This is a genomic window from Gryllotalpicola reticulitermitis, from assembly GCF_042651345.1.
Classification (GTDB): domain Bacteria; phylum Actinomycetota; class Actinomycetes; order Actinomycetales; family Microbacteriaceae; genus Gryllotalpicola; species Gryllotalpicola reticulitermitis.
The window spans coordinates 15,059-32,317 of sequence record NZ_JBHSCN010000004.1 but is presented as its reverse complement, the minus strand read 5'-3'; the positions used below and the strand labels follow the sequence as shown (position 1 = coordinate 32,317).

The following is a 17,259-nucleotide window of genomic DNA, read 5'->3' as shown; positions in this document are numbered from 1 at the left end:
GTGCACATTGGGCCGGAACCGGTGCCGCACGAGGCATCCCCAACGCGGCGATGCCCGGCCGCCCCGGGCCGGCAACAAGCGCGCCGAGCAGTCAGATGAGCGTGCGGATCGCGTCGCCGGCCATGACCTCGAACGCGATCGCCTCGGCCCGGTACCGGTCGACGCCCAGCTCGACGACGCGCCCCTCGCGGGTCGTCGTCAGCCTGCTCACCTGCAGCAGCGGGCTCGACCGGCGCACGCCCAGCAGTTCGGCGTCCTCCTTCGACGCGGCGACCGCCTCGATGCGGTGGTTGCCCGAGGTGACGCGGATCCCGGCATCCGCCAGCGCTGCCGTCGTCGAGACGATGTCGTCGGGCATCTCGTCGATCACGTGCGACACCCACGTCGCCCACGTCGACCGCTCGATCATCACGACCCGACCCTCGAGCGTCCGCACCCGCGTGAATCGCAGCAGCGGCTCCCCCAGCCTGATGGCCAGCACCCGGGCCTCCTGCGCAGTCGCGGGGCGCCGCTCGCGCGCAGTGACCAGGCCGCCCGGAACGCGGCCGCCGCCCTCGGCCCACTGCGCGAACGACTGCATGTGGTCGAAGCCCTGGGTCTGGTGACGGCCCTGCACGACCCACCCTCCGCGCGGCCGCGGGATCGCATAGCCCTGCCGGGCGAGCCCTGCCATTGCGTCACGCACCCGGCGACGCGACACCCCGTACTCCGCCGCCAGCGTGACCTCGCTCGGCAGGCGGCTGCCGATCGGGAACTCCCCCTGATCGATGCGGCGCCGGAGGTCGGCCGCCACGTCGCGATAGCTCTCGGGCGCCCTGCGCGCCTCGGTGTCGTCATTGCCCGACGGCTCGTCCGGCGACGGCGCGGTCACCCCGGTTCCGAAGGATTCGTCGAGTCAGGCCGCCACACGGCGGGAACGCTACAGCTGACGGATGAATCGCCGGTAAAGGGGACGGGCGCTCCGTCGCTCGCCCGTCAGGACAGCGGGTAGTCCACGTACGCGATCTCGGTGCCGTCCGGCGACCAGCTCGGGACGTTCATCGTGCCCTGACCGCCGAACAGCCGCGCAAGCTCGCGAATCGAGCCGTCTGCCGCAAGCACCCGGATCTGTACATCATCCACATCGGCCGGGTGGCCGAGCGTGCCCGACGGGAAGCTCACATACGCGATCTCGCTGCCATCGGGCGACTGGTGCGGGAACCAGTTCACCCGCTCATCCGTCGTGAGCTGACGGATGTCCGAGCCATCCGTATTCATGCTGAACAGCTGCGCGTGCCCGGCCTCGCTCGAGCCGCGCTCCGAGTTGAACAGAATCCGTGCCCCGTCTCGCGTGAACTCGGGGCCGTCGTCCGCGTGGTCGTCGGGCGTGAGTTGAACCTCTTCGCCGCCGGCCGCGGGAATCAGCGTGATGATCATCTCGCCGTTCTCTTGGGCGACCCGCGTGATGCCGGTGAAAACGAGCGTCTGCCCGTCCGGCGTGACGCCGTGCAGGTAGTGCTTGTAGAGGGGCCGCTCGACTTCTGTGACCCGCCGCTGCTCCGAACCATCGAGCGCGGCCTCGTAGATGTGACCGTCCTGCGCGGAGACGAACACGGACGTGTCGTTGGGCGCGAGCACGTGGTCGTTGTTCAGCTCGGGGATGTCGCCCAGCGGAATCTCCTCCAGCTCGGCACCGCCCGCGGCGGGGATGCGGAACAGTCGACCGTCACCGTTGACGACGAGCCACCCGTCCGCCGTCCAGTTCGGCGCCTCGAACAGCACCTCGCTCGACTCGAACACCACGCGGGATTCGCCGCTCTTCACATCGATGACATGCAACCGGGCCCGCTGCCCCGCGTGCTGGAAGGATCGCGCCATTTCAGAATCTCCGTTGTCTCGTAGTGTCCGCGCCGGCAACTCGCCAACTCTCATCCTGCCGGTGATGGGCGGGCGCGCAGCCGACCAGCTCCTCGGCCTTCTGCTAGAGCGCGGCGACGGCTGAGATGTCGATCGGGGCCAGGGCTCCGGGGTGGTCGGTGCCGGTTCTAGAAAGTGATGACAGTGGCGTTCTCGAGTGTGAACCGGATGAACTCGTCGCGCGCGACGGCGAGTCTCAGGCCCCGCTGGGTCAGCGTCTGCTCAGAGCCGTCGGCGCGGGCGGTGTTGATGCATGCGCCGACCCGGATGCCGGAGGCGACCAGTTCGTCGATCCGGGTGTTGAACACCTTGTCGGCCTCGGTCTCGGCTTGCGTGAGGCGACGCTGCGCAGGGCCGAAGACGAACACCTCGACCTCGATGCCGTTATCGGCCGCGATCTCGTTGATCCGGGCGGGCAGCCGACTGCCGATCAACAGCGAGTCGGGGTCGTCGTGGAAGAGATGCGCGATGGTCTTCCTGGTGATGCGGTCCGTGCTCATGCTGCGGCCACCGTGACAGGTGTTCCACTCGTGAGCGTCCTCAGCTGGTCGAAGCTCAACAGCAAAACGGTGCGCAGGGTGCCTGCGGCGGCCCAGGTCGTCTCGTAGTCCGCCAGCGCCTCATCGATCACGATGCGCTGCGTTCGGGCAAGGACGGATCGTCGGTCGCCTCGGTGGCACCGAGCCCCGAAGACGGGTAGCTGCGCTCGAACAGGGCGAGCAGCCCGGCCGCGTCGATCTCCACGCCGGTGCTGTCGGTATGCTCCTGGACCCGCCGCGAGAAGTCGATCTGCATCCGGCGAGGCAGCTCGATGCCGTACTCCGACTCGAGCAGATAGGCGATCCCGCCCTTCCCGGACTGCGAGTTGACACGGATCACGGCGTCATAGCTGCGCCCGAGATCGGCCGGGTCGATGGGCAGATACGGCACCCGCCACTCGATGTGCCGCTCCGGCCGGCCTTCGGCTGCGGCTCGGGCGCGGTGCTCGGCGAAGCCCTTCTTGATGGCGTCCTGGTGGGTGCCGCTGAACGCGGTGTGAACGAGGTCGCCAACATACGGATGCCGCGGGTGCACCTCGATCCGGTTGCAGTATTCGACGGTGCGGCGGATCTCGTCGATGTCGGAGAAGTCGATCATCGGGTCAACCCCCTGGGCATGCAGGTTCAACGCCAGGGTCGCGATATCCACGTTGCCGGTGCGCTCGCCGTTGCCGAAGATGCAGCCCTCGACCCGCTGCGCGCCTGCGAGCACGGCGAGCTCGGCGCGAGCGATGCCGGTGCCCCGATCGTTGTGCGGGTGCACCGAGAGGATCACGGAGTCCCGCCGGGCGAGACGGGTGTGCATGTACTCGATCTGGTCGGCGTAGACGTTGGGCGTAGCGATCTCGACGGTTGCGGGCAGGTTGAGGATGACGGGACGCTGTGGTGTGGCATCCCACAGTTCGGTCACGGCGTCGCAGATCTCGACGACGTAATCCGGCTCGGTGAGGTTGAAGACCTCGGGACTGAACTCGAACCGCACGTTCGGCAGGTGTCCTGCGAGTTCGAGCACGTCGCGTGCGCCCGCGAGGACCAGTTCGCGCAGTTCCTCGCGCCCCTTGCCGAGCACCATCTCGCGCCAGATCGGGGCGGTGGCGGTGTACATGTGTATTACGACCTCGTTGCGGATGCCGCGGATGGATTCCACGGTGCGCTCGATCAGGTCTCGACGTGCCGGGGTGAAGACGACGACGGCGACGTCCGCTGGGACGATCTCCCCCTCTGCGATGACGCGGACGAAGTCGTAATCGGTCTGCGACGCCGACGGGTAGCCGATCTCGATCTCTTTGTAGCCCATCGCGATCAGCAGCTCGAAGAAGCGGAGCTTGCGCGCCGGATCCATCGGTTCTGCAAGGGCCTGGTTGCCGTCGCGGAGGTCCACGGGCACCCACAGCGGCGCCGCAGTGAGGCGCTTGGTCGGCCACTCCCGACTGGTGAGCGGGACGTCTACACGCGAGTACACGTCGCGGTAGCGGTGGGAGGGCATCTGGGAGCGCCGCTGCCGGTTCCATTGAGGCGCATCCGCGGGAATCGGCCCGGCGGGGGTGGAGAGGCTCGGGAAGGCGCTATTGGTCATGGTCGTACTTCTCTTTCGATCGTGGGAGTGATCGACCGGCGCGTGCAGCGGCTCCACGTCGGGGAGCCGGTCTGGCTAGGCCCCGCCGTGGCAGCGAAGGAGAAGAAGTCCGTCAAGCACAGGTTCACGCTAACACAACTCCTCAGACAAGTAGAGTTGTTGGCGATGAGGGAAAATGATTTCATGATGCAGGTGCGCCGAGAGCCCCTGGCCGAGCAGGCCGCCGAGGCGCTGCTCGACCGGATCCGCGGCGGCGAGTGGGGGCTCGGGCAGAAGCTGCCGGGCGAGACGACTCTGGCCCCCCAGCTCGGCGTCGGGCGTTCGACGATCCGGGAAGCCATCCGGCAGTTGGCCGGGCGCGGCGTGCTCGCCAGCCGCCAGGGCGCCGGAGTTTTCGTCACCGCACTCGAACAGGCCGAGGACTGGGACCAGGTCCTGCGCCGCGCCGGCATCACCGCGGTCATCGAGGCACGCATCGCGATCGAGGTCGAGGCATCCGCTCTCGCCGCCGAGCGGCGCACACCGGCCGAGTTGCGGACGATGCGGCGCGCCCTCGAGACCCGTGCTGCGCACCGAGCAGAGATCGAGGAGCACGTCGATACGGACACGGCGCTGCATCGCAGCATCGTGACGGCAGCGCACAACCCCATACTCATCGAGCTCTTCGACGGGTTCACCCCGCGCAGCAGGCAGGCAATGATCGAACTGCTCCGAATCGGAGGCAACTACGGCACGGAGGCCGACCACCTCACCCATGTGCGCATCATCGACGCGATCAGCGCGCACGATGCCGCCACCGCCGCCGCCCTGACCCGCGAGCATCTGCTCGCGCTCATGACCAAGCTGCTCTGAGCGACGGCGGGCGCAGTATCGAGCATCCGTTGACCCCTATCTCTGGGCCAGGTACTCCCGAGCCCGGACCAGGACGACAGAAAGAGGACGTGCGTATGAGGATCACCGTCGCGGGAGCATCCGGTGTGCTCGGGCGGGCCTTCGTGCCGCTGGCCGTGGCCGCCGGGCATGAGGTGGTCGGGATGACGCGCTCGACCCGCGGTGCCGCGATCATTCGAGAGCTTGGCGCAACGCCCGTCGTCGCCGACGCGCTGAACCGCGACCAGCTCGCCGGCGCTGTCGCCGAGGCGCGGCCGGATGTGGTCGTGGACCTTCTGACCGACCTGGCCGCCGGCGACTCGGCCAGTAATGCTCTGCTGCGCACTGCCGGGACGCGCAATCTCGTCGACGCAGTGAGCGCAGCTGGTGTCACCCGGATGATTGCGGAGAGCATCTCCTGGGTGTACGCGCCCGGCGACACGGCGGCAGATGAGGACGAGCCGCTCGACCTCGACGCCGAGGAGCCCCGGCTCACGACCGTTCGCGGCGTTGCCGCTTTGGAAGACGCCGTCCGCGAGATGGAGGGCGGCGTGGTGCTGAGATTCGGTCAGCTCTACGGCGCCGGGACCTGGTACGCCGCAGACGGCCAACGCGCCAAGGCCGCACGCGCCGGGCTGCTGCCAGCGACCGAGACGGTCACGTCGTTTATCCACGTCGACGATGCGGCTCGCGCCATCCTCCTCGCGCTCGACTGGGCCGCCGGAGCGTGGAACATCGTCGACGATGAGCCCGCCCCCGGAACCGAATGGGGCCCGGTGTTCGCCGGGGCCGTCGGCGCGCCCGCACCGACTTTCAGCCCGAGCGGCGACATCGGCCGCCCCGTGAGCAATGCCCGAGCGCAAGCCCGCGGGCTCGCGTTGACCCGGCCGAGCTGGCGCGAGGGGTTCCGGCAACTGTGAGGGGACAGTTCCGGTCCGGTATGACCGAGTACCGCGCCGTCTTCGACGTCCAGATCTCCTTCGTCAACGGCGGCGGTCTCACCGCGGAAGGGTTCCGACTAGACCTCCCAAGCCAGGATGCTTCCGAAGCAGAGGTTGGCCGCCTGCTGGTGCAGCACCTCGGGCTCGCGCTGGTCGGTGAGGTCCGGTTTGACCGGCTCGAGATCGTCGCCGAACCGCACAAGGGCAGTCGCGGCATCGCGGCGGCGGTGCAACCGCCAACAGCTGCCGGCTACCGCCTCGTTGATCTCAGCCGCGCGGTCCATGAGGGCCTCGTCACGTCGCCGGGCAACACCGGCACCCACTTCGACAACGGCGTCGACCGCTACGCGGGAGGCGCGGGCCAGTCCTCCGTCGATCTCGAGAGCGTCGTCGACGTCCCCACCGAGGTCTTTCACGTCGCCGACGCGATCGAAAGAGGTATCCCCGCCTCGGTGTTCTACGACCGGGACGTGCGCGGCAAGGCCGTGCTGCTGCACACCGGCTGGGGCAGGCGCTTCGGGACCAGCTCGTCCCAGCAGGGCACGCCGTTCCTCCGTGTGGACGGGGCGGCCTACCTCGTCGAGCAAGGCGTCCGGCTGGTCGGAATCGACTCCATCGGCATCGATGACACCACCGCCGGTGCGGACGGTGAGCGCCCGGCGCGCACGGCTTTCCTGGCTTCCAGCATCCACATCGTGGTGAACCTCACCGGCCTCGGCAACCTCCCGGCGAGTGGCGCCACCTTCACCGCTGCTCCTGTGAAGGTCGCGCAGCTCGGAGCCGTCCCCGTCCGCGCGTTCGCGAAGGTGCCAGGGCCATGAGTTGAGGAACACGGGCCCACGTACACGGGGCGGTGCGACTCTGCCAGCGGAGTTGCTGGCGCGGCGGGGTGGTCGCATACTGGTAAGCAACGAAAGGAATCCTGATGCGTGAGGCCAGGACCATTGGGTTCTCCGTTCTCCCCGATGAAGCCGATGATCTGCAGGAGGTCGCCGACTTCTACGGTCATGGGAATCGCTCGGAGTTCCTACGGATCGCTGTAGCGGAGTACCGCGCGCGGATGCGTGAGGAGAAGATGCAGGCGAGGCGCGCAGAAGCACGTCGCCAACTCGGCCGCACCTTGAGCGAAGAGGAAGTCCGCGACCTCGTCAGGAGTGCGTTGGCGAATGCCTGAGCCGAAGACCAACCTTGTCTTCGACATCCACATCTACGTCGACAACCTCGTCGGCCCGGAGAGTTCCTGGCCCCGGATTCAGGAACTTCGACCTTCGACGCGCAACGCATCGGCCGACTGCGTGTCGATCATGTTCTACGACGGGCCGCGCGATTACGCACTCTTCGCCTCCCCGCACATCATTCACAATGCAACTCGCATCCTGCGGGACGCGGGACTCTCCGCAGACCTCATCAACGGTCACATCAATGACCTGCTTGAGGTGATCTCCGAAACCGGCGGCGCAGTCGTCGAGCCTGCGACGAATCGCGACCGCGGCATCGGCGACTTCGAGGACAACCAGATCCTCAACCTCGCTGCAGCGGTGGATGCGCTCCTGATCATCAGCGATGACACCGATCTGACTCCGCTGAGCCCATGGAATGGGCGCCTCATTCTCGGGCCGCACGAATTCGTACGCAGACACGTCAGCGCGAACCGACGACGTCGATAGGCGCAACGGATCGCGCGCTACGGACCGCGGCGGCGAGGTGACGTGACGTTTTCAGATCGACGCCCAGGAGGCGCAGCAATGACTACTGCAGAAAGTCCGACTCAGACCGCACCGGCTGCTCGACACGGAGTCTCCGCCAGGGTCTCCGTGATCATGCCGGCTGCGGCGGCACTCATCTTCGCCGGCGCGGCCACGCTGGCGGGATTCGGTTTCTCGAAATGGGTCGCGGCCCACGATGCGATCGTCTTTCCCGCCGAAGAGAACTCCACCGCCCCGCACTATCCCGCAGGTCACATGGTGATCGGGTGGTCGCTTGGGCTTTCGTTGATCCTGTTCGCGGCGGTCGCTGCGGCCGCCGTCATCGTCGTTATGAGCAGCACCATCCGGTGGACACTTTGGCGGGGAACCTGGGCAATCGTGCTGGCCGGGCTCGTCGGGTTGATGCCTGCGGCCGCGATCTGGAGCTCCGTTCCGGTCGCGTTCGTTCTCGTCGTCCCGGCGGTTGCGGCTGCTTGGTGCTTCGCACGTAGATCGCACGCCCGCCAGGACGCCTATTCACAACTTTCCACCGACGAGCGCCCGCTTACTAGGGCGACTAGGGCGGGACAGGGCAGCCCGACGCCCCGCGACGTGTGAGGATCGCGGAATCATCAGGAACATAGACGCCGGCCTGGACAGGCTGGGTTCAAGAACAGTGCCCAACGCCCTGAACCGGGGCGGCGGGGCTAGCTGTACCTGCGCACGTCGCTTCAGGTAGCCGAAGCAAAAACAGGCTGGCACTCACTCACGTAGAAACGCGATGCGAATACGCGCCGTTACCTGAAGGTTTGGTGCACCTACTGGGCGCTTATTCAAAACGTTCCACCCGTGAGTGGACGCTTACGAACGTACTCGCGAAGGTGCGGGGTGCCGCCTCACGACAAGGATCCAGCGAGCCCTCCTCTCGCCAGCGCGTCCATCTCACAGCGAGCGAGCGAGCAGAGCTTGTCCGGCGATACGAAGCCGGCGAAGTCGCGCTTGAGCTGGCCCAGGCGTTCGGCATCTCGCACAGTGCCGCCAAGGACATCGTGCAACGGGCTGGCGCGTCACGACGAAGAGGACCGCGGTAAGACGTAGGAACTCAAAGTGGTCGGGCTGATGAGAAGCTACTGCAAAAAGGCGAGACAGACGGCAGAACTCATCGCCCTCCTCGACAGACTGCTCGCGAATGCGGCGGAACCAGCGCGTGAGCGCCTGCACCTCAACAGGCACACGATCAACGCTGAGCTCATCGCGAAGATCGTCTCCGAGTACGCCGCTGGCGGCGTGTCGACCTACGAACTCGCGCGGAGACACCGTCTGCGGCGAAACACGGTTCGTGACATCCTGCGGCGAAATGGCGTAAGCGTCGGACCGAGTAGAACGGCACGCTTCACGGCGGACGACAAGGCCGAGATCGCGCGAAGACGGGCAGACGGCGCTACCGTCGCCCAGCTCGCATCACGCTACGGCGTCAGCTTGATAACGATCAGAAGGGCGGTTGCCTCGTCCTCGGCAGAAGTCGACTAAGGCCAGCCGCCTGGACGCCACCGATTCAAAAGCCCGAACCTGGTCACTCTCATTGCGAGCATCGCGGATCCGAGAGCTTCGCAGATGCACGCGTTGCGGCTGTGCTCAAGTGTGCGGACAACGCGTCGGAGCGCATGGCTCTGCGGGCCGCATGGACAGAAAATAGACAGACGCCGGGGCGGCTGATGGTTGCGATATGCCAGCGCAGCGGGCGAGGCGGAGCTGGAAGCCGAGCCGACTCAGGCCCCTTCGACCTGAAAGCTGAAGGTCCACAACCGATCTCCCGTGAGCGAGTGACCTCCAATGTTGAACATCACTTCTCGCTCGCCCCTTGGAAACCACGGATATACGTATCGCGGCTCGCCGGGAACGAGCCCACTGAGGCGTGCGCCCGACGCCAGCGCTTTGGGCTGCGTGTCTGCCGTGCGCTCCTCGGCGCTCGTGTAGATGCTGAGATTGCCGCTGCGCCTCGCCCCCGGCAACGCGCCGTTCACTGTCACCATCTCGAGTTCTGGTCCAAGGTTGGTTAATTTGAGAATGATGTCTGGCCAGCGTCCCGTCATCTGCACATCGACATACGGCTCGGGGTCTGGCTCAGGAACCGCTGATAGGGCAGCGGCCAGGCGGTCACGAGCGGTGCCCCGCAAGGGCAATATCCTCGGAGTGCGCTTCTGTTGGCGTCCGCCGACGCGCTCGAGGTATTGCTCGAGAAACTCTGATCGCGCATCGGGGACGCCCTTGCGATCTGGCCAATACAGATCCAGCACGGTCATCGTGCGCGATTCAGACGCAAGCATCCAGTCACGAATCATCGAATTGATGTGCCTATCCCCGAATGAATAGCCCACGATCACCAGATGACTTGCGCGATCCAGTACGTCCTCTGCAGCGCGGAGAAGGGCGAGAGTCGGGCCGTCGGTGGATAGTTTCTCTCTGTCGCCCACCACGATCCACGGCAGTTTCTGTTCCCGCGATGAGGAGCCACTCCCGTCCGATTGCACGCCATCAGGTACTTCGCGGATGACCGGGGCGTTGACGCTCCATTCTGAACTTTCGGAATGGTCGTTTGCCCAGCTGAGGCTGCCGTGCAATTTCAGGAGATTGACCTTGCCTGGAGCGGGGTCGAACGTAAGTCGCTGTCCCGGACGCCAGCGCGCGATCCCCGTATCGACCGACACGTCGTCGGCGTCGGCCGCAAGCGTCTCAACGAGGAGGTCGTAGTTGAGAGTGACGACATCCAGTCCGCCGTCCTGTTCGCGCGCGAGCTGAAGCAAGGGTTCGAGGTAATCCACACGGCTGGGTGCGCATAGTGCTGTGCGGATTCCTTGCAACACGTGCCGCTCGACTTGTCTAAAAATCGGCGCTGAGTCCGGGTGCACGGCGCGCCGTGCGACTGCGCTGATGGCCTCAATCAATGCGTGGTTGCCGACGCGCAGATGAGAGTTGCTAATCGCCGCGGTAACCCGCCGATCGATTAGTGCGTCGTAAGGGGTGGACCCGAACGCGAACGCCCCGTCTTTCCATGCCGCAACGAAGGGAGCGGCCTCATGGGTGTCCCGCGCCTGCAGCAATCGGACAGCGGAGATCAGCCGCTCAATATTGACGGCACCGAGAGGGTTTCCACCAGCCTCCGCTTGATACCCGACCATCGCCCCGTAGACAAAGTTGAGCGCGCGAACCCACGGCTGAGCGACACCCGCCTCCGCGTTTGCAGCCCCGACGACCTTCTCCGCCAATTCACTAGTGAGAGGAATGCCGGCATCGGCGGATGCACCAGCCCCCAGCAGGACAGCAACGCGACGAGGATTCACATGCCCCAGCATGCCTCCTCGCATGTCTGTAAGCGCGATTGCCGTCCTCACTGGTCGACGCGGCCCTCGCCCACCGTGCGTTGGCGAGCGGGCACGACCAGGAGAGGCGAAATTGCACCGCCTACAGCCGTCACTGTGACCCTTTCTTGCTTGTGGCCGGTCGCGCTCGAAGCCGCAACGTCGATCTCGAGCTCAAATTCGGTGCCTTCCGGCTCTGCAGTGACGAACACCACCGGCTCGAACTCCGTCAGGCGCCCCGCGTGGAGCCTGCCGCGTTCATACAGAATCTCCCACCCATCCGTGCGTTGCTCGACCGAGACATCGGAGTTTAGCGACGCGAGAACATCGACGCTGTTGTCGTGTGGGAGCTGGTACGGCACACCAGCCAACATCATGCTCGAGATCAGTGAGTCGGGTTCGAATTCGGGCCTCTTGATCGTGGGCGCTTGCGGCGGCAGCGAATATGCCTCGAGACCCACGGGCAACTTGATCCGAATCGAGATCCCTGCAATCGAGGCTTCAGTCGGATTGCGCGCCGACAACACCCATGCCCAGCTCGCTCCTTCGAGCGCGCCCTGAACGAGCCACCGGCGAACAATTGCGGGAAGGTGTTGTGGCGTGTCTTCGAGGTACTCCGCGATCTTGGCCTTGTATTTGTCGACGGCGCCTCTCGTGACGCCCGTGTTGCCGAAGTTGTAGGCGGAAACCGTCGGGACACTGGCTTTAAGTTCGTGCCCCGTACTGGCGGTCCACTGCTCGATCGCCTCAGGGCCGGTATCCACGCAGAATGCGCGTGGCTCTCCGCTTGCCCAAGAAACGTCAAGCTCGATCTCGGGCGCGGCAGTGCCCAGAACCAGACGGTCTTGCAGGGCTTCAATGTCTTCCTTGCGCGCTCGATCGGTTCGTCCCGGGTATCGGACGAAGACCGTGCCGTCCTCGACCTGTTTGCCATCGCTACCCTGATACGCCCTCTGTAAGGTACGGATGCGATCCCCCGCCCGCGGCGGTTCGACGGATATCACGACCACGTCCGTGCCATCGACCGTGACGCGGTGCGGGTCCCACTCAACGGTCCGACCGACGTAGCGCTCTATAGCGGGAACCAAGTTGGCTGGATCAGGCATGACCTGACCAGTGAGGTTCTCGGGTTCCGCTCCGAGAACCAAGTAGCCGCCGCCTTCGAATGCCGTGCGCGCGACACTGAGTGACCTGTTTGCCATGCCCAGGATCGCGCGAGCCGCGACGAAGCTGGCGTGCGTCGTGGTGAGTTCCCCGAGATCCGTCTTCCACTCGACGTGTCGAGACTCCTCCTTCGGATTCGCTGCGAGCACTGCACGCACCAACTCCTCACGCTGCCGTGGGGTACGAAGCGCCTTAGCGGGGTCGATGTTAAGAGCCACGCCACGAATCGTGCCACCCGCGTCCGACATCGGTAAGTTCGGACGCGGTTCGGCGGACTGTGCAGCCCACAGAGCGAATTTGACGGGCTCGGCTCGAGCGGTGCTGGCAGGACTTCGCACTCCCAAGCCATCACGTTCGTTCACGCTGTGCCCAAGCTCGACCGGCGCTCGAATAGCCCGGGCCGCGGTGTTGCCTGTCGCGCAGGGCGACATCTTCGACAACGCGGCCGAGGTTGACCACGGCGATTGAAGAACCGACGTGCCTCTGTGTGGTCGCACCGATGATTGGTCGACTACGGGCGGGTTGAGCGCGCCTACTACGTCGTTCTCGACCTTGTATAGAGCGACTTGTGTAGAGCGAGTTGCCGACTCTGTGATTGCTGGATCGAAGGCTCTACTCGCCTCCTGCGTGGACGGCGACGGTTGTCCCCCGGAGGCAGCCGCCCGCGCATCGGACATCAGCGATAACGTCCGGGGGTGCCGAATTTCGACCCGCCGGCGAGCCGTTTCGTTCGAAACAGCTTCAACCGCGCCTTCTCGTACCTGGTGACGCCTGCCGAGCGTGTGCTCGGTCCATGTCTGACAGAAGAACCCGGCGCTAACAGTCGGGCCGCACGACTGATTCGGCCTGGGTTTCGTTCCGTTCTTGAAGCAAGGACGGATTCGATGAATAGAAAGTACTAGCCGGGGATGCGTGAGCGTGCGTTGCGGATGCTCGCGGAGGCGCGGCCGGAGCACCCGGACTCATCCGGAAACGCTGTGGCAACGGCAGGAAGAGATCGATGGCGGCCAGCGGGCCGGGGTCACGCCCGACGCGGCCGAGGAGATCAAGCGGCTGAAGAAGGAGAACGCCGAGCTGCGTCGGGCGAACGAGATCCTGAAGTTCCCGTCCGTGTTTTTCGCCAAGGAACTCGATGTCCCGCTCCCGCTGAATTATTCACTCGATAGCCTGTGGGCGTATACGGCGTCCAGCGTCTGGACGCCGAACCGTCGAGGTGCTCAGGTACGAAGGGCGGCCGGGTCACGCGGCACCTTCGCTTCTCTGCCGCCGAAGCAGCATTTGGTGAGTTCAGGGCAGCGACATTCGGCTCTAATGTCGCGAGCTGTCCGCGACGAAGACGCCCTCGGTCGCGAGCGTTTTCGCCTGCCTTTCGGCGGGTAGCGGCTGGCGCCAGTGGATCAATCTTTGGACGGTGCGTCAGCTGGCAGCTCGGTGAAGAGCGCGGCCAGAGAGCCAAGACCGCGGCAAGGGAGTCTTCATGAAGAGAGGGAATCGTGTGGGAACGAACTTTCCCACCAATGCTGGTGTGGCGGCAGTGGGACACGCACAGAACGACGAAATCGAACGGGCCTGCAGCGAGGGAGCGCGCTATATCGATGTCGGCGCATACGCCGAACCGGAATCCGGATGCTTTTGTTGAGCTGGGGTCCCAGCCCTTCGATGACCTCGAATCGTTCCGGCAATGCACCCGTGACCTACGCGAATACCGACGCACGCCACCCGGTCCCGATGAGGCCGATCCGGGCGGCCATGTCGGCATGGCTTATTCGAGGAGGATGTCGATTGTCGTCAGCTCGTTCGTGGTGAGGGGCGCTGCGGTCAGGGCGGCGACGTTCTGCTCGAGCTGGGAGACGGAGCTGGCGCCGATGATCGCCGAGGTGATGACCGGCCGGCGCAGTGCCCAGGCCAGCGCGAGCTGGGCGAGAGTCTGGCCGCGGGCGGCGGCGAGGTCGTTGAGCGCGCGTGCGCGGCGGAGGTAGTCCTCGTCGATGTCCGTTTCGTGCAGGAAGGGGCTGGAAGTCGCGCGGGATCCCTGCGGGGCGCTGCCGCTCAGGTAGCGGTCGGTGAGCAGGCCTTGTGCGAGAGGTGAGAAGACGATGCCGCCGATCCGCAGCTCTTCCAGCACCTCGGACAGGCCGTGCTCGATGGTCCGGTTGAGCATCGAGTAGGACGGCTGGTGCAGCACCGGAGGTGCCCCGAGGCTCGCGAGGGCGGCGTGCGCGGCGCGGGTCTGTTCGGGGTCGTAGTTGGAGATGCCAGTGTAGAGCGATTTGCCGCGGGCTATGGCTGAGACGAGGGCCCCGGCGGTCTCCCCGATCGGAGACGAGGGGTCCGGGCGGTGATGGTAAAAGACATCGACGTAGTCGGTGCCGAGCCGGCGCAGGCTCTGGTCGAGCGAGGCAGTGAGGTACTTGCGGGATCCCCAGTCGCCGTAGGGGCCGGGCCACATGGTGTAGCCGGCCTTCGTGGAGATGATGATCTCGTCCCGGTAAGAGCGCAGGTCGGTAGCGAGGATGCGTCCGAAGCTCTCTTCGGCGGACCCCGGAGGCGGCCCGTAGTTGTTGGCGAGATCGAAATGGGTGATGCCAAGGTCGAAGGCGCGTAGGACAATCGCGCGCTGGACGTCGAACGGGCGGGACGTTCCGAAGTTCTGCCATAGCCCCAGCGACAGCGCGGGGAGTTGCAGTCCGCTCGCCCCGGCTCGCCGGTAGTGCATGGTGTCGTACCGGTCGTCGCGCGCTTCAAAGGTCATGTGGTCTCTCCGTTGGTGTCTGCGTTGCGGGGATGTGGCTGGAGGCGGGGCGGCACAAGCCCCGCCTCCAGAACGGCATCCGTTACTACTTGATCAGTGCGTTGACTTTGTCGTTGAACTGCTTCAGCACGGTCTTCGGGTTGCCTTGACCGGTGGCGAGGGTGTTCGCGAAGGTGGCGTTGCCGATGGCGGTGATCTGGCTGGCGTTCTTCGTGATGGGGAAGAGCTTCAGCCAGCTGGGGTTGTCGAACATCTGCTGCCAGTGGGTCGTGTCCACGCCCTGCGACTGGAGGGTTGCCAGCGCGGTCTTCGCAGCGGTCGGATCGACGGGGATCTCCACACCGGACTTCGCGACGATGTTCGCGCAGTCCGAGGAGGTGACGAACTCGACGTACTTCGCGGCGTTGGCCTTGTTCTTGCTGCTGGCGGTCACCGACGGGCCGATGGAGTTCGTGATGCTCACCGGGTGACCGACCGGGCCGCTGGGAAGCTGCGCCCAGGCGAACTTCTGCGCCTTGTCGTAGCTGGGGACGCGCTGGGCGGCCTCCCACGAGCCCTGCATCATGATCGCCGCGAGGTTCTGGTCGAGGACCGGCTGCTCGCCCAGCGAGCTGACGCGGGAGACAGGGAGAATGTAGCCGTCGGCGAACATCTTCTGCAACCAGTCCCAGGTCTGCGCCACTACCGGGTCGTCGTAGTTGGCCTTGGTGCCGAAGGGATTCTTGTTGGTGTAGTACCAGCCGGTGCTGAGGATGAACGGGGACCAGGAGGTCTGGCCGGTGGCGTCCGCGCCTTCGACGGAGAAGCCGTAGGTCTTGACGTGGTTCTTGTCGAAGCCGGGCTGGTCGCCACGCACGCCGTTGTCGTCGACGGTGAGGTGCTCGATCATCTTCTGGAACGTGCCGCCGTCGGTGGGGTTCCAGGTCAGCTGCGACAGGCTCGCCGCTGAGGTGTCAGACGGGATGTCGGCGGTGTTGTAGAGCAGGCCCTCGACATCCTGGTCCTGCGAAACGGCGTATTGCTTGCCATCGACATTCCACAGCTTATTGGAGGCCACGCTGTCATCGACCTTGTAGCCGTCCTTCTTGAAGTACGGGGTCAGGTCGGCCAACTGGCCGGTCTGCTCGTACTGCGCGAAGTAGTTGACATGGTCGGTGAAGATGTCCGGCGCAGTGCCGGCCGAAAGCTCGGTGGTGAGCTTCTGCCAGTAGTTGTTCCAGGACACCTGGGTGTACTTCACCGAAATGCCGGTCTTGTCCTTGAACTCAGCGGCGCATTTCTCGTAGACGGGCAGCTGGGTCGGGTCCCACAGGACCGCGGTGAGGTTCTTGCTGCCGCCGCTGGAGCTCGTGCCCGAGCCGCCGCCGGTGCATCCAGTCAGGGCGAGTGCTGCTGTCACGGCGGTGGCCGCGACCAGCAATGCTGTGTTTCGTTTCATGGGATTGATTCCGCCTCTTCGTTGGGGTGGGGATCGTCCGGCGCACCGCGACGGGCGAGGGATTCCGGTCGACAGGCGCCCGGAAGCGTGAAGGTCACTTGCCGGCGCTGGACAGCGACAGGTTGTTCACCAAGCGCTTGCCAAACAGGGCCATGAAGACCACGAGCGGGATGACCGTGAGGGTCGCAGCGGCCATGAATCCCGACCAGTCGGGGGCCGCGGCGGAGCTGCTGGAGTTCTGCACGAGGTTGCCGAGGGCGGCGGTGAGGACTGTCGTGTTCCCGTTAGTCCCCACCAGCAGCGGCCACAGGTATTCGTTCCAGGCGCCGACGGCTTGGATGATCAGCAGCGTGCTGATCGGGGCGATGCTGAGCGGCACCGTCACGCGCCAGTAGATCCCCCATTTGGACAGGCCATCCAGCTCGGCGGCCTCCTCGACCTCGGTCGGGATGCTCAGGAAGAACTGTCGCAGGAAGAAGATCGCGAACGGCTGCATCAGCAGGTACGGGGCCAGGAGCCCCGGCCAGGTGTTGATCCAGCCGAATTCCTTGACCGTGACGAAGTTCGGCAGGATCGCGAAGATCGGAGGCATTAGCAGGCCAGCCAGGAAGATACCGAAGACGAGGTTGCGGCCGCGCCATTTCAGCCGGGAGAAGGCATAGGCCGACATGGAGTTGAAGACCACCTGGCACACGGCCACGATCACCGTGAAGATCACCGAGTGGATGAAGTCGGGCACGAGATTCAGCGTCTGCAGGCTGCCGGGTGCTTCCGCATGGTTCTGCGCCGGAGTGGCGAGCCCCAGGATGCGGATGAAGTTGATCAGCGTCGGGTGTTTGGGCCATAGCCCGAAGTCGGTGAAGATCGCCGAGTTGTGGGTGAGGGCCTCCTTCACCATCCACCAGAACGGGAAGATGGACACGAAGAGAATGACACCGAGGAAGATCCACGCGACGATGCGGCCGGGGCGGGCCCGAGGCTTCTTACTGGCGCCCGCGGCGGGCAGCGGTGAGCGCAATGCGGTACTCATGGCGGTGGC

The 17,259-nt window shown here is 65.5% G+C and carries 18 protein-coding genes; 8 read left to right on the top strand and 10 right to left on the bottom strand.

What is annotated here, in order from left to right:
* Positions 1 to 91: 91 nt before the first annotated feature.
* The 5 genes from ACFOYW_RS06290 to ACFOYW_RS06270 form a co-directional block, all read right to left on the bottom strand.
* On the bottom strand, positions 92 to 871 hold the full coding sequence (locus tag ACFOYW_RS06290; RefSeq protein ID WP_390227938.1) for a GntR family transcriptional regulator: 780 nt from the start codon (positions 869 to 871) through the stop codon (positions 92 to 94).
* 104 nt (positions 872 to 975) lie between these two features.
* A complete protein-coding gene (locus ACFOYW_RS06285) occupies positions 976 to 1,857 on the bottom strand; it encodes a TolB family protein (protein ID WP_390227937.1) in 882 nt (293 codons plus the stop codon).
* Positions 1,858 to 2,024: 167 nt separating this feature from the next.
* A complete protein-coding gene (locus ACFOYW_RS06280) occupies positions 2,025 to 2,396 on the bottom strand; it encodes a DsrE family protein (protein WP_390227936.1) in 372 nt (123 codons plus the stop codon).
* The gene (locus ACFOYW_RS06275) at positions 2,393 to 2,527 is read right to left on the bottom strand and encodes a hypothetical protein (protein ID WP_390227935.1); all 135 of its coding nucleotides are present in this window, start codon (positions 2,525 to 2,527) and stop codon (positions 2,393 to 2,395) included. The genes ACFOYW_RS06280 and ACFOYW_RS06275 overlap by 4 nt, the downstream gene beginning before the upstream one ends.
* Positions 2,524 to 4,011, bottom strand: a complete 1,488-nt coding sequence (locus tag ACFOYW_RS06270) for a 2-isopropylmalate synthase (protein ID WP_390227933.1) — start codon at positions 4,009 to 4,011, stop codon at positions 2,524 to 2,526. The genes ACFOYW_RS06275 and ACFOYW_RS06270 overlap by 4 nt, the downstream gene beginning before the upstream one ends.
* A 183-nt stretch (positions 4,012 to 4,194) precedes the next feature.
* On the opposite strand from ACFOYW_RS06270, the gene ACFOYW_RS06265 reads away from it, so the two are divergent.
* The 7 genes from ACFOYW_RS06265 (at position 4,195) to ACFOYW_RS06235 (ending at position 9,037) form a co-directional block, all read left to right on the top strand.
* Entirely contained in the window at positions 4,195 to 4,863 is a 669-nt protein-coding gene (locus ACFOYW_RS06265) for a FadR/GntR family transcriptional regulator (RefSeq protein WP_390228142.1), read from the top strand.
* A gap of 95 nt (positions 4,864 to 4,958) precedes the next feature.
* On the top strand, positions 4,959 to 5,801 hold the full coding sequence (locus tag ACFOYW_RS06260) for an NAD-dependent epimerase/dehydratase family protein (protein ID WP_390227932.1): 843 nt from the start codon (positions 4,959 to 4,961) through the stop codon (positions 5,799 to 5,801).
* Between the two features lie 20 nt (positions 5,802 to 5,821).
* Positions 5,822 to 6,643 (top strand): cyclase family protein, encoded by an 822-nt coding sequence (locus ACFOYW_RS06255; RefSeq protein ID WP_390227931.1) that lies wholly within the window; start codon positions 5,822 to 5,824, stop codon positions 6,641 to 6,643.
* A gap of 104 nt (positions 6,644 to 6,747) precedes the next feature.
* Positions 6,748 to 6,996, top strand: coding sequence for a hypothetical protein (locus tag ACFOYW_RS06250; protein WP_390227929.1), 249 nt, complete (start codon positions 6,748 to 6,750; stop codon positions 6,994 to 6,996).
* The gene (locus ACFOYW_RS06245; protein WP_390227928.1) at positions 6,989 to 7,489 is read left to right on the top strand and encodes a hypothetical protein; all 501 of its coding nucleotides are present in this window, start codon (positions 6,989 to 6,991) and stop codon (positions 7,487 to 7,489) included. The genes ACFOYW_RS06250 and ACFOYW_RS06245 overlap by 8 nt, the downstream gene beginning before the upstream one ends.
* A 78-nt stretch (positions 7,490 to 7,567) precedes the next feature.
* On the top strand, positions 7,568 to 8,125 hold the full coding sequence (locus tag ACFOYW_RS06240) for a hypothetical protein (protein WP_390227927.1): 558 nt from the start codon (positions 7,568 to 7,570) through the stop codon (positions 8,123 to 8,125).
* Positions 8,126 to 8,626: 501 nt separating this feature from the next.
* Positions 8,627 to 9,037: a helix-turn-helix domain-containing protein gene (locus ACFOYW_RS06235; RefSeq protein ID WP_390227926.1), complete on the top strand. Its 411-nt coding sequence runs from the start codon at positions 8,627 to 8,629 to the stop codon at positions 9,035 to 9,037.
* Between the two features lie 239 nt (positions 9,038 to 9,276).
* Here ACFOYW_RS06235 and ACFOYW_RS06230 read toward each other — a convergent pair whose 3' ends face one another.
* Positions 9,277 to 10,860 (bottom strand): SIR2 family protein, encoded by a 1,584-nt coding sequence (locus ACFOYW_RS06230; protein WP_390227925.1) that lies wholly within the window; start codon positions 10,858 to 10,860, stop codon positions 9,277 to 9,279.
* 35 nt (positions 10,861 to 10,895) lie between these two features.
* Positions 10,896 to 12,248, bottom strand: coding sequence for an RNA-binding domain-containing protein (locus ACFOYW_RS06225; protein ID WP_390227924.1), 1,353 nt, complete (start codon positions 12,246 to 12,248; stop codon positions 10,896 to 10,898).
* Between the two features lie 694 nt (positions 12,249 to 12,942).
* Here ACFOYW_RS06225 and ACFOYW_RS06220 point away from each other — a divergent pair.
* Complete coding sequence (locus ACFOYW_RS06220) at positions 12,943 to 13,410, top strand: hypothetical protein (protein WP_390227923.1); 468 nt, start codon at positions 12,943 to 12,945, stop codon at positions 13,408 to 13,410.
* Between the two features lie 382 nt (positions 13,411 to 13,792).
* On the opposite strand, the gene ACFOYW_RS06215 is transcribed toward ACFOYW_RS06220, so the two are convergent.
* The 3 genes from ACFOYW_RS06215 to ACFOYW_RS06205 form a co-directional block, all read right to left on the bottom strand.
* Positions 13,793 to 14,782, bottom strand: a complete 990-nt coding sequence (locus ACFOYW_RS06215) for an aldo/keto reductase (protein WP_390227921.1) — start codon at positions 14,780 to 14,782, stop codon at positions 13,793 to 13,795.
* An 85-nt stretch (positions 14,783 to 14,867) separates the two neighbouring features.
* Complete coding sequence (locus ACFOYW_RS06210) at positions 14,868 to 16,220, bottom strand: extracellular solute-binding protein (RefSeq protein WP_390227920.1); 1,353 nt, start codon at positions 16,218 to 16,220, stop codon at positions 14,868 to 14,870.
* 94 nt (positions 16,221 to 16,314) lie between these two features.
* Positions 16,315 to 17,250, bottom strand: a complete 936-nt coding sequence (locus tag ACFOYW_RS06205) for a carbohydrate ABC transporter permease (RefSeq protein WP_390227919.1) — start codon at positions 17,248 to 17,250, stop codon at positions 16,315 to 16,317.
* Between the last annotated feature and the right edge of the window lie 9 nt (positions 17,251 to 17,259).